The organism is Ruminococcus sp. CAG:379 (assembly GCF_000434255.1).
Classification (GTDB): Bacteria; Bacillota; Clostridia; order Oscillospirales; family Ruminococcaceae; genus Ruminococcus_F; species Ruminococcus_F champanellensis.
This window is the reverse complement of record NZ_FR894838.1, coordinates 197-12337: the sequence shown is the minus strand read 5'-3', so window position 1 is coordinate 12337 and position 12141 is coordinate 197. Positions and strand designations below refer to the sequence as shown.

General features: G+C 55.7%; 12 protein-coding genes. 1 reads left to right on the top strand and 11 read right to left on the bottom strand.

Annotated features, from left to right (window positions below):
* The 10 genes from trmFO to QVO51_RS02500 all read right to left on the bottom strand — a co-directional run.
* Window positions 1-1093 (bottom strand): methylenetetrahydrofolate--tRNA-(uracil(54)-C(5))-methyltransferase (FADH(2)-oxidizing) TrmFO (gene trmFO, locus QVO51_RS02545; RefSeq protein ID WP_288167779.1); only part of this gene is annotated, 1093 nt, incomplete at its 3' end.
* Window positions 1090-3171, bottom strand: a complete 2082-nt coding sequence (gene topA / locus QVO51_RS02540) for a type I DNA topoisomerase (RefSeq protein WP_022357103.1) — start codon at window positions 3169-3171, stop codon at window positions 1090-1092. The genes topA and trmFO, both read right to left, overlap by 4 nt.
* A gap of 40 nt (window positions 3172-3211) precedes the next feature.
* Complete coding sequence (dprA, locus tag QVO51_RS02535) at window positions 3212-4438, bottom strand: DNA-processing protein DprA (RefSeq protein WP_022357102.1); 1227 nt, start codon at window positions 4436-4438, stop codon at window positions 3212-3214.
* A complete protein-coding gene (locus tag QVO51_RS02530) occupies window positions 4435-5238 on the bottom strand; it encodes a TrmH family RNA methyltransferase (RefSeq protein WP_022357101.1) in 804 nt (267 codons plus the stop codon). Before QVO51_RS02530 ends, dprA begins: the two co-directional genes overlap by 4 nt.
* Before the next feature lie 95 nt (window positions 5239-5333).
* Complete coding sequence (gene rplT, locus QVO51_RS02525; RefSeq protein ID WP_015558324.1) at window positions 5334-5690, bottom strand: 50S ribosomal protein L20; 357 nt, start codon at window positions 5688-5690, stop codon at window positions 5334-5336.
* 71 nt (window positions 5691-5761) lie between these two features.
* The gene (rpmI, locus tag QVO51_RS02520) at window positions 5762-5965 is read right to left on the bottom strand and encodes a 50S ribosomal protein L35 (RefSeq protein ID WP_015558323.1); all 204 of its coding nucleotides are present in this window, start codon (window positions 5963-5965) and stop codon (window positions 5762-5764) included.
* 18 nt (window positions 5966-5983) lie between these two features.
* Window positions 5984-6508 (bottom strand): translation initiation factor IF-3, encoded by a 525-nt coding sequence (infC, locus tag QVO51_RS02515; protein ID WP_041326647.1) that lies wholly within the window; start codon window positions 6506-6508, stop codon window positions 5984-5986.
* 171 nt (window positions 6509-6679) lie between these two features.
* A complete protein-coding gene (gene spoIIR, locus QVO51_RS02510; RefSeq protein WP_022357100.1) occupies window positions 6680-7321 on the bottom strand; it encodes a stage II sporulation protein R in 642 nt (213 codons plus the stop codon).
* 326 nt (window positions 7322-7647) lie between these two features.
* Entirely contained in the window at window positions 7648-8178 is a 531-nt protein-coding gene (locus QVO51_RS02505) for a domain HDIG (protein WP_022357099.1), read from the bottom strand.
* A gap of 54 nt (window positions 8179-8232) precedes the next feature.
* On the bottom strand, window positions 8233-8688 hold the full coding sequence (locus QVO51_RS02500) for a GNAT family N-acetyltransferase (protein ID WP_022357098.1): 456 nt from the start codon (window positions 8686-8688) through the stop codon (window positions 8233-8235).
* Between the two features lie 156 nt (window positions 8689-8844).
* Between QVO51_RS02500 and QVO51_RS02495 the strand changes: the two genes are divergently transcribed.
* Entirely contained in the window at window positions 8845-11382 is a 2538-nt protein-coding gene (locus QVO51_RS02495; RefSeq protein ID WP_022357097.1) for a glycoside hydrolase family 9 protein, read from the top strand.
* A 67-nt stretch (window positions 11383-11449) separates the two neighbouring features.
* Here the strand turns inward: QVO51_RS02495 and QVO51_RS02490 are convergent, their stop codons facing one another.
* The gene (locus QVO51_RS02490) at window positions 11450-11959 is read right to left on the bottom strand and encodes a ferritin (protein WP_022357096.1); all 510 of its coding nucleotides are present in this window, start codon (window positions 11957-11959) and stop codon (window positions 11450-11452) included.
* Window positions 11960-12141: the final 182 nt, after the last annotated feature.

Sequence of the window (12141 nt, the reverse complement as noted above, 5' to 3'; positions counted from 1 at the left end):
GCTTCCCCTGTACAGCCCGGACAAGGTTCAGTCCGGCAACCAGTCCGCTACCGGCAGATTCCATATACCCCTCCACGCCGGTGATCTGTCCGGCAAAATACAGATCCGGGTTTGTCCGCATGCAATACGTATCCGTCAGCAGTCTGGGACTGTTCAGAAAGGAATTCCGGTGCATAACTCCATAGCGCATAAACTCCGCATGGGCAAGCCCGGGAATCATGGAAAATACCCGTTTCTGCTCTCCGAATTTCAAATTGGTCTGAAATCCCACCAGATTATACAGAGTGCCCTCCCGGTTTTCCTTGCGGAGCTGCACCACTGCATAGGGTCGCCGCCCGGTATGGGGATCCGTCAGTCCCACCGGCTTCAGCGGGCCGAACCGCATAGTATCCGCCCCACGCTTTGCCAGCACTTCAATGGGCATACAACCCTCGTACACCCGGAATGTCGCCTTGTCGAACTCCTTCAGGGGAGCAGACTCCGCCCCGATCAGAGCTTCATAAAACGCCTCATACTCCGGCTTTTCCATGGGACAGTTGATGTAATCCGCATCTCCTCTCCCGTACCGGGAGGCGTAGAATATGCGGCTTTCGTCCAGACTTTCCCGGGTGACAATGGGGGCGGCAGCGTCATAAAAGCTCAGCTGCTCCCCGCAAATCAAAGCGATCTCCCTTGCCAGGGTATCCGCCGTCAGAGGACCGGTAGCAAGAATGACCTTCCCCTCCGGGATCCGCTCCACCTCTTCCTCACAAATCATGATATTCGGGTGTGAGCGGATTTTCTCCGTTACCATCCGGGAAAACGCATGCCGCTCCACCGCAAGAGCGCCCCCTGCCTCCACTGCGGTTGCCTTTGCACAGGGCACCAGCAGGGAGCCCAGCCGTTCCATTTCCGCTTTCAACATGCCAGGAGCAGAATCTAGCCGGGACGCTTTCAGAGAATTGGAGCACACCAGCTCCGCAAAAGTATCCGCATGGTGGGCGGGGGTATGCTTTTTTGGCTTCATTTCATACAAAGCCACCGACAGACCCGCCTGGGCGATCTGCCAGGCAGCCTCACAGCCGGCAAGCCCGGCACCGATGACCCGGATCATTCCTTCAGGCTCCGCTCAAAGCCGCAGCCGGGCTTTTCGCATACCAGCTTACCGGAACGCCCACCCTTCTTGAACAGGGTACAGCCACACTTGGGGCAGGTATCCTCCACCGGGGTGCTCCAGGTCATGAAATTGCAGTTGGGGTAGTTGTCGCAGCCGTAAAAGCTTCTGCCCTTCTTGGATTTTTTCAGCACGATCTTCTTGCCGCACAAAGGGCAGGTACCCTTGGTTTCCTGAACGATCTTCTTGGTGTTCCGGCACTCCGGGAATCCGGGGCATGCCAGGAACTTGCCGAATCTGCCGATCTTGATGACCATCTTCTTGCCGCACAGCTCGCATACCACATCGGTCTCCTCGTCCGGCACCTTTACCCGCTTGCCCTCCATGGCAACCTCCGCCTTGGACAGGGTTTTTTCAAAGTCATCGTAGAATCCATGCAGCATGGATACCCAGTCGCAGTCCCCATGCTCCACCCGGTCCAGATCCGTTTCCATCTTCGCCGTGAACTTGGCATCCACAATATGCTTGAAATGTTCCTTCATCAGCTCGGTGATGACCTCACCCAGTGCGGTGGGCCGCAGCTGCTTGCCGTCCCGCTCCACATACAGCCGGGACAGGATGGTGGTAATGGTGGGCGCATAGGTACTCGGTCTGCCGATTCCGTTTTCCTCCAGTGCCTTGATGAGGGTGGCTTCGGAGTATCTTGCCGGAGGCTGGGTAAAATGCTGGTTCCCATCCAGGCTCTTGACCTTCAGCAGATCTCCCTGCTCCAGAGGAGGCAGCACCTTGTTGTCCTCTGCGTCTGCGTCCTTGGTTTCCTCATACAGCACCGTAAAGCCCTCAAACTTCACAGAGTAGCCGGATGCCTTGAAGCCGCAGTTTCCGGCAGTAATATCCGCAGAAACCGTATTCAGCTGGGCGTTTGCCATCTGGCTGGCGATGAACCGCTCCCAGATCAGCTTATACAGCTTGAACTGATCCGTCGTCAGACTGTTTTTCACCCGCTCCGGCGTCAGATCCGGCATGGAGGGACGAATGGCCTCGTGGGCGTCCTGGGCATTCTTCTTGGACTTGAACACCCGGGGCGTGGGGGGCAGATACTGCTTGCCGTAGGTCTGCTCAATGTATGCAGCCGCAGCAGCCTTTGCCTCGTCGGAAATACGCAGGCTGTCCGTTCTCATGTAAGTGATCAGACCCACTGCACCCATGCCCTCGATCTCCACGCCTTCGTACAGCTCCTGGGCAGCCTTCATGGTGCGCTTAGCCTGGAAACCCAGCCGCCGGGAGGCGTCCTGCTGGAGGGTAGAGGTAATGAAGGGGGGCGCAGGCTGCTTGTTGGTGACCCGCTTCTTGACTCCGGCAACCGTAAACTGCGCCTGCTCCAGGGTCTGGAGGATGCCGTCGGTCTGCTCCTTGGTGGCAAGCTCTGCCTTCTGCCCGTCGATGGTTGCAAGCTTTGCCGCAAACACCTTCCGGCTGGAGGGGGCGGTGAGCTTTGCGTCAATGGACCAGTATTCCTGGGTCTTAAATGCCCGGATCTCATTTTCCCGATCCACCACAAGCCGCACGGCTACGGACTGCACCCGACCGGCAGACAATCCACGCTTCACCTTTTTCCACAGGAAGGGACTCAGCTGATAGCCCACGATCCGATCCAGAATCCGCCGTGCCTGCTGGGCATTCACCAGATCCACATCGATCTTGTGGGGGTGGCTCATACCGTTCCGAACGCCAGCCTGGGTGATTTCGTTGAATGCCACCCGGTTGTTGTCCTCCATATTCAGGTTCAGCATCTGCGCCAGATGCCAGGAAATCGCTTCTCCCTCACGGTCCGGGTCCGTTGCCAGATAGATCTTGTCCGCCTTTTTGGCGTGCTTCTTCAGATCTTTGATCACGTCCTCCTTGCCCTTCATGTCCATGTACTGGGGGGCAAAGTCATGCTCCACATCCACGCCAAATTTGGACTTGGGCAAATCCCGTACATGCCCCATAGAGGCAATCACGTCATAATCCCCACCCAGGTATTTCTGAATGGTCTTTGCCTTGGCAGGAGACTCCACAATTACTAAGTTAGACATATATCTGCATTTTCCGCCCCACCGGGCAGAAAACTCCTTTCTAATTTAATTCATACACCTTGCCGAACAGAGAGGTCACGACACCCATCAACTCCAGCTCCGTCAGGGACATCATCAGATCCTCCATGCTCAGCTCCAGCCGGGTAGCAAGCACATCCGCATGCATCTTACCCTCCTGTTCCAGGCAATTCACAATGGCTGTCTGTAACAGATCCAGGCTGCTTCGATCTCCCTTGGGCTTTGCCGTTGCTTCCGGCTGCTCCGGTTCTGCGGACTGCTCTGGCTGCTTTTTGGGCTTCACCACAGGCGGCGGCAATTCCTCCTCCCGGGACAGCACCGCCGACTGGCTGCGCTTTGCCTCATAGGGGGGATCCACAGGCGTCGATAGTTTATGCGGATAGGTGGTGTAATATTCGTTCAAGATATCGTTCAATGTGAACACCGGGATCGCCCCGTCCCGCAGGTAGCGGAACACCCCGGCATACCGCCGGTCCAGAATATCTGCCGGAGGCACGCAGAACACATCCCTGCCTTGATCCGCCGCATGCTCTGCGGTAATCAGGGAGCCGCTGCCAATGGCAGCCTCCACCACGACGGTGCCCAGGGACAGACCGCTGAGCACCCGGTTCCGCTTGGGAAAATTGCTGCCCATAGGCTGGGTGCCCGGCAGAAACTCCGTCAGAATCAGTCCGCTTTCGGTCATCTGCTCCTTCAGCTCCGCGTTTTCTTTGGGATAATTCACGTTGATGCCGCAGCCCAGCACTGCCACTGTAGGCAGATTTCGCCGCAGGGCAGCCCGATGGGCAGCAGAATCCACACCCAGAGCAAAGCCGCTGACGATGGTCATGCCGCATTCCGCAAGCCCTCCTGCCAACGCCTCTGTAACCCGCAGGCTGTAAGGGCTGGGATGCCGGGTGCCCACCACGGTCATGCCGATGTAATCCCGCAGAAGCTCCAGATGCCCCAGGGAAAACAGCACCAGAGGCGGATTGTAAATGCTCCGGAGAATGGCAGGATACTCCGCCTGGTCAAAGGCAGTAATGGTGATCCCGTTGCGCTGACAGTATTCGATCACCGCATCCACCTGCTCCAGATGGGCTGTCCGGGCAGCACGCTCCTCCGCAGGCGTCAGCCCGGTGACCTCTCCCTCCCGCAGGGCGAAAAAGGCGTCATGGGCGCTGTCGAAATGATCCAGCAGCTGCCATACCCGGGGATTTCCTGCGCCGAACACCAGGCTCAGCCACAACCAGTACCTTGTCTCGTTCATACCTGTCCCCCCTGTAATTCCCAAAGAATGATTCCCGCTGCCATTGCCGCATTCAGAGAGTTAATATGCCCCTGCATCCGGATGGTCAGCCGGGTATCACAGGCATCCGCCAGCTGTGCCGGGATGCCATTTCCTTCGTTGCCGATCATCACAGCAGCGCTGCCATTGAAGTCACAGCTACGCAGCTCCCGTGCGTCCGGATCGATCACTGCCGCATAGGTATGTACCCCAGCCGCTTGCATCCGGCAAAGGAGCCTGTCCGTATCCGGTTCCTGCCATAAGGGCACCCGGAACACAGAACCCATGGTGGCACGGATGACCTTGGGGCTGTACACGTCGCAGCAGCCGCACAGAAACACCCCGTCAATGCCCAGGGCGTCCGCCGTCCGCAGGATCATACCCAGATTGCCCGGATCCTGTAACTGGTGGAGCATCAGAAAATGTCCGCCCCGGTACAGCACCGGCTGGTAATCCTCCTGCCGGGGCATCCGGCAAAGGGCAAACACTCCCTGGGGCTGCTCAGTCTGGGCGATTTTTGCGCCAAGCTCATTTGAAATAACCAGCAAACGTACTTCCCTCAAATCAGCCTGCGCAAGGAATGCAGGATACTTTTCCAGAGCCGATTCCGTCACCATCAGACACTCCAGCTGTGCCTGCTCCAGCAATGCATCCTGGACGAGCCGTACCCCCTCCAACACAAATAGACCATCGGCGTACCGCTCCCTTTTCGAGGCAGCAAGCTTCTGGTAGCGTTTGATATTCACATTGTCCTTTGAGGACAAAACAGTGTTGTGTTGCAATCGTACACCTCCGTTTCTGAACTGTACCGGACGGAGCCGCATATATAAGGATGCCTTTCCGCACAAACGCACGGAAAGGCACTTGGTTCATGTACTTACTGAAGCGCAGCCTTTGCCTGCTCAGTAATCTTTGTGAAACCGGCAGCGTCGTTGATTGCGATCTCAGACAGCATCTTTCTGTTGAGTGTGATCCCAGCCTTCTTGCAGCCGTTCATGAATGTGGAATAATTCATGCCGTTGAGCTTGCATGCTGCGGAAATTCTGGTGATCCACAGTGCCCGGAAATCTCTCTTCTTCTGCTTACGGCCGATGTAAGCGTAGTTGCCGGACTTCATAACGGCCTGCTTGGCCATCTTGAAGTGCTTGCTCTTATTGCCCCAGTAGCCCTTAGCCAGCTTTAATGTTTTATTTCTTCTCTTGCGAGTTGCCATTGCACCCTTCACTCGTGCCATTGTCTTATACCTCCAAAATATATTTACTCAGAAAATCTGAAACTGCATTCCGCCGACCCGGCAGCCGGATCTTAGAGATAAGGAACGAGCTTCTTGATGGTCGGTGCGTTTGTGCAGTCGCAGATGCCGGCGCCCCGTGCGATTCTCTTCCGCTTGGTGTCCTTCTGGGTCAGTCTGTGTCTCTTGTTGGTGTGCTGATACTTCACCTTACCGGAACCGGTTACCTTGAAGCGCTTCTTTGCTCCGGAATGCGTTTTAACCTTAACCTTTGCCATTGTATAGTCCTCCTTCAATTACTTGGATGCCTTCGGTGACATGAACATCACGATGCTGCGGCCCTCCATCTTTGCCGGCTTATCCACGACAGCAATGTCGCCGCATGCTTCACGGAAACGAGCCAGCAGCTCCTCACCCAGGTGGGGATGCGCAATCGCACGCTTGCGGAACCGGACGGAAACCTTCAGCTTGTCGCCGGACTGCAGGAATTTGATAGCCTGGTTGACCTTTGTGTTGAAATCGTGGGTATCAATCGCAGAAAACATACGGATTTCCTTGATCTCCACAACCTTCTGGTTCTTGCGGGCTTCCTTTTCCCGCTTTGCCTGCTCAAAGCAGAACTTGCCGTAGTCCATGATCCGGCACACAGGCGGAGTCGCCTGGGGCGCGATCTTGACCAGATCCAGATTCTTGTCATAGGCGATCTTCTGCGCTTCCTTTGCGGAAAGCACACCCAGCTTTGTTCCCTGATCGTCGATTACCAGCACCTCACGGTCCCGGATCTCTTCGTTGATCTGATGTTCCTGTTTGCTAATTTCCAGCACCTCCAAGTCAGTTTTCAAAACAAAAATGAGTGCAGAAAGCATCCTGCACTCATACGAATTCCATGTAAAATGGGTTCATATTGACCGAACCATGCATGCACGGGCGGTGAGAACAGAAAGTCCTGCTTTGTTTTTACTGTAATAGTATATACCCTTTTGCATCGTTTGTCAAGTACTTTTTTCAAATTCGTCCGCACTTTCTCTGATCCTGTCCCAGAGCCGGGAAAACACCTCTGCACACTTAAGTCTTGCCCGGTACCGCCGGGGATTGGTCAGCAGATCATACTCCCCCTGGTCGAAATACGCTTCCGCCTGGTCTGCATCGCTCCGCACCGACTCTGCCGCCGGGATGCACAGGGGCGGATACATCACGCACCACCAGTTGTGACCCTCCGCCTCCCCGATGGTGATCCGCAGCGCCTCATACACCCCGGCCGGCATGGTCAGATCCTCATACACCCGCTCATCAAAGGGCATCTCCACCAGCTCCGCCTCCACGTCATAAGTAAAGCCCTGCTCCTGCACTACCTGCCGGGCAATCTCCCGGATCCGATCCAGCTTGCTCTGGGCGGCATCATAGGCCTCCTCCAGGGTCTGCGCATCCCCGAACAGCTCCTCTGAACAGGACAGAAGTCTGTCCCGGACTGCCAGCTTCAGCGCCTGATCCTCCTCACTGTCGGAGTTTGCAAGGATGTGCAGCCGCAGCACCTGTGCCTGCAGCTTGTCCACCGTGCGGGATACACTGCTTACATTTGCATAAAGGATCGCACCCAAAAGTCCAGCCAGTAAAATCAGTTCCAATCGTTTCACGTTGCATCGCCTCCGACTGGAATATGCCCAGCCGGCGATAAAATATACACGCAAAGAAAAAAGGGGAGATTCCTCTCCCCTTCTAGCCTTAAGGCAACACCGCACAAAGCCCGCCTGTCGGCTATGCGTAGCATCTGCTGACGAATTTTCCGTCATATCACACAAAAATTCCTTGCAATACGCCAGTATTCCTGCGTCGTTTCTATGCAATCTGACGAAAAATCTGTTGGCACATCTACCACACATTCTTTGTGCGGTATTGCCTTAAGGCAAAAAAGGATCCCCGCCGGGTGGAGCAGTGCGGATCCGTTTCTGGTCCTATCGGCTTATAGGAACTGGCTGTAGGCATCCTCGCAGCTGCGCATTGCCAGAATGGTGCGTTCGATCAGCTCGTCCAGGCCCCAGCCCAGCATGTCAGCGCCCCGCTGGATCACCTCCCGGGAGCAGCCCTCTGCAAAGCCCTTGCTTTTGTATTTCTTCCGGACGGAGCGGGTTTCCAGATCCGACACGCTTTTGGAGGGGCGCATCAGCGCCACCGCACCAATGAGTCCGGTCAGCTCGTCAGTGGCGTACAGCACCTTTTCCATCATATGCTCCGGTTCCACATCCGTGCCGATTTGATAGCCGTGACTGACCACAGCGTGGATCAGGGCTTCCTTGTGGCAGTGCTCCTGGGGGAACTGTTCAAAATCCAGGTCGTGGAGCAGTCCCACGGTGCCCCAGAAGTCCGCCTCGTCTCCGAAGCCAAGTTCCTGCGCAAAGTACCGCATGACCCCCTCCACCGTCACTGCATGCCGCAGGTGAAAGGCTCCTTGATTGTACTGCGTCAGCAGTGTCCATGCTTCATCCCGTGTCATATGTATCCTTCCTTTCTACCTATAGGGTTTATAGGTATTATACAGGACACGGCTTTATTTGTCAAGGGATAGCTGAAAAAATCGGGCATGCCGCACAAAGCCAAAACTCTGGTAGAGCTTTTCTCCCATCCGGGAGGCAGTGATCTGGGTCACCCGGCAGTCCCGTGCCCGTGCCTCCGCAACGATCCGCTCCAGCAGTGCAGAGGCGATGCCCTGCCGGCGGCAGGCGGGATCCGTGTACATACAGGACAGCAGACCGATCCTTCCGTTGGGTGAGCCGGGATAGGGGGGGGTTTCCACAAATGAAATGCCGCTGGTGGCAAGAATCCGGTGCCCCTCCGTCAGAATCCAGGACACAAAGCTGCCATCTGCCAGGTGCCGGTGCAGGTAGTCCTCCAGTGCCGGGCGCAGATCCGTTTCCAGCGTTCCTTCCTCTTTCAGCTGCGTCAGTCGCAGGTCTATAAAGGCATCCAGCTTGTCCGCCGTCAGCCGTTCCATACGTCGCTCCATAGAACCACTCCTTTCTGTTGTTATCATACCACACCGGGCAGGGCATCGCAAGCCTATGTAGAAAATGGTCGAACCCTCTTGAAATATTTTGTGAACTGTGCTACAATAGTTCTGTATGAATCCATCGTACAACCAGAGAGGAAAGAGGAGGAAATTATGAACACGAAGAGAACGCTGAAACGCAGGCTCAAGGCATTGGGTCTGTCGGGCGCTATGCTTGCAGGCGCTCTGTGCCTGCCTGGAGCAGCGCCGCAGGGAGGGGATCTGCTCGCCAATGCAGCAGGGGATGCAGCATCCGGCTTTGACGCCAATTTCGCAAAGCTGCTGCAGTATTCCATATACTTCTATGATGCCAACATGTGCGGCACGGACGTATCCGAAAACAACCAGCTGAACTGGCGGGGAGATTGCCATACCTACGATGCACAGGTGCCGATGGACACGGAGCATACCAACCTGAGCAGTGCCTTTCTCACCGCCAACAAGGACTATCTGGATCCGGACGGGGACGGCTTTATTGACGTGTCCGGCGGCTTCCACGATGCGGGGGATCACGTCAAATTCGGCATGCCGGAGAATTACTCCGCTGCAACCGTTGGCTGGGGCTACTATGAATTCCGGGACGCTTACGCTGCCACCGGACAGGATGCCCATGTGGAAACCATCCTCCGGTACTTCAATGACTATCTGATGCGCTGCACCTTCCTGGACGATTCCGGCGATGTGGTTGCATTCTGCTACCAGGTGGGGGACGGAGACATTGACCACGCCTACTGGCAGGCACCGGAGATCGACACGATGGACCGTCCCGCATTCTTCCTGACCGGCGACAAGCCCCAGACGGACTATGTGGCTTCTGCGGCGGCATCCCTTGCCATCAACTATCTGAACTTTAAGGATACGGATGAGGCATATGCAGCAAAGTCCTTAAAGTATGCAAATGCGCTGTATGACTTTGCACGGGATCACGAAAAGGAGCTCAGCGACAACGGGGACGGCCCTAAGCAGTACTACAGCTCCTCCAAGTGGCAGGACGACTACTGCTGGGCGTCTGCCTGGATGTATAAGATCACCGGCGACCATGCGTACCTGGAGGAGATCTACCCCTACTATGACTATTACGCAGCACCCTGCTATGTATACTGCTGGAACGATATGTGGGGCGGCGTACAGTGCGTATTGGGCGAGATCGTCAGCGAAATGTACCCGAACTTCATTGACGAGTACAAGGAAGCAGCCGGCAAAAGCCCCTACGAGGAAATGGACTGCTGGGCAAGCGTGAAGGAAGCGCTGGATACCTACATGTCTGGCGGCATCGGCGAGATCAGTCCCCAGGGGTACTTCTGGCTGAACACCTGGGGCAGCGCCCGGTATAACACCGCAGCCCAGCTGATCGCAATGGTATACGATAAGTACACCAACAACAACCAGCCCTCCAAGTACAGCGACTGGGCAAAGGGACAGATGGAATACCTGATGGGCAACAACGACATTACCTATCAGGAGCGGATCAATGCCAACGCTGAAGCGGAGAACAACGGAAATCCTGCCCCCTACAGTGCGGATGAGCTGCACGGCCCCCGGTGCTTTATTGTCGGCTTTAACGATGTAGCAGCCGCATACCCCCACCACCGTGCATCCTCCGGTCTGTCCAAGTGCGAGGATACCAAGCCCCAGAAGCATGTGCTGGTGGGCGCTCTGGTGGGCGGCCCGGACAACAAGGATCTGCACAATGATGTAACAAAGGACTGGATCTATAACGAGGTTACCATCGACTACAACGCAGCATTTGTCGGGGCTTCCGCCGGTTTGTATCACTTCTACGGCACGGATGCTATGCAGCCGGATCCGGACATTGATCTGGGCACCAGCGAGGAGGAAGGTGGCGGCCAGGATTACTGGGTAGAGGCTTACGCAGTGGACGATAAGCAGACCTCCGGCGCAGGCGTTACCAAGCTGGCAATGCTGGTATGCACCGACTCCAACAAGCCCAGAACCGACATTTCCGTTCGGTACTACTTCAGCGTCAAGGAGCTGTCCAATCCCTCCAACGTCAGCCTGGTGAAGGGGGACGAGCTGTACGACCAGACCAGTGTGGAGACCGAGTTTGACGGGGTGTTGTCCGGTCCCTACCAGTATGATGCATCCTTTGACCCGGACATTTACTATATCGAGGTCAAGTGGGACGGCTACAACATTGCCAACGCCAACAAGAAATACCAGCTGGCAGTTGGCTTCTACTACGGGGATACCTGGGATCCCACCAACGACTGGAGCTACCAGGGCATTACCAAGTGCAAGGATACCTACCAGGACGGCAGTGAGGCTCGGACAGATTATATCTGTGTGTACAGCGGGGATACCCTGGTGGGTGGTATCGAGCCCAACGGCAACAAGCCGGTTGTGACCACTGCGGCTACCACAGAGGGATCCGGCACCACGACCACCACAACCACTACGACAACCGACACCACCGTTCTGGGGGATGTGGACGGCAACGGCAAGGTAGAGGTCAATGACCTGGTACGGCTTGCCCGGTATGTGGCGCAGGATCAGGAACTGACTCCCGCACTGACTGCCCAGCAGATTACCAATGCGGATGTAAACTGCGATGGCACAGTGGATGCCAGCGACATCACCATGATCGCACGGGCGCTGGCCCGGCTGACCTCCTTAGAGGATTTCGGAAAATAACCAACAGAGAAAGCAAGCAGCCATACCGGCAAGCATCCGGTATGGCTGTTTTTGCGTATGGAATGGATCAGAGCACCAGGGAGGGAGCGGCGTAGACCCGAGACTTCAGCTCACTGTTCAGCATGTACAGTCCCTTTGCATCGGAGCCGAACAGCTCCATCTTGGTAATCAGATCGGAGGCATTCTTTTCCTCCTCCCCCTGCTCCTTGACGAACCAGTCCAGCACCTGCATGGTACGGAAGTCCCGTGCTTCGTAAGCGGCAGCGTAGATGGTATTGATTAGGGAGGTGACGTATTTCTCGTGCTCCAGTCCCTTAATCAGGGGCGTCATATTGTCTCCCCGTGTCCAATCCGGCTTGTCCACCGACGCAAAGACCACCGGCTCACTGTTGTTTTGCAGATACTGGTAGAATAGCATGGCGTGATCCCGTTCCTCCTGTGCCTGGATCCGGTACCAGTTTTCAAAGCCATCCAGTCCGACAGCAGCATAATAATTGGCAAAATCCAGGTAGAGATAAGCGGAGTACAGCTCCTTGTTGATTTGCTCGTTGATAAGATTTGCGACCTTATTGTCCATTGTGACACATCCTTTCTGAAGGGCATTGCCCGTCTTTATTCTGCCACATTTCGCCGGAAAAGTCAAGCCCGGCGGCCAAATCCGGAGAGAAGATTTACAACGGTGCATCATATTTTTTGTGCAGAATCAATAGAAAATCAACTGGTTTTGAGGCGTTTCGACTGATTTCGCCCCTCCCTTTC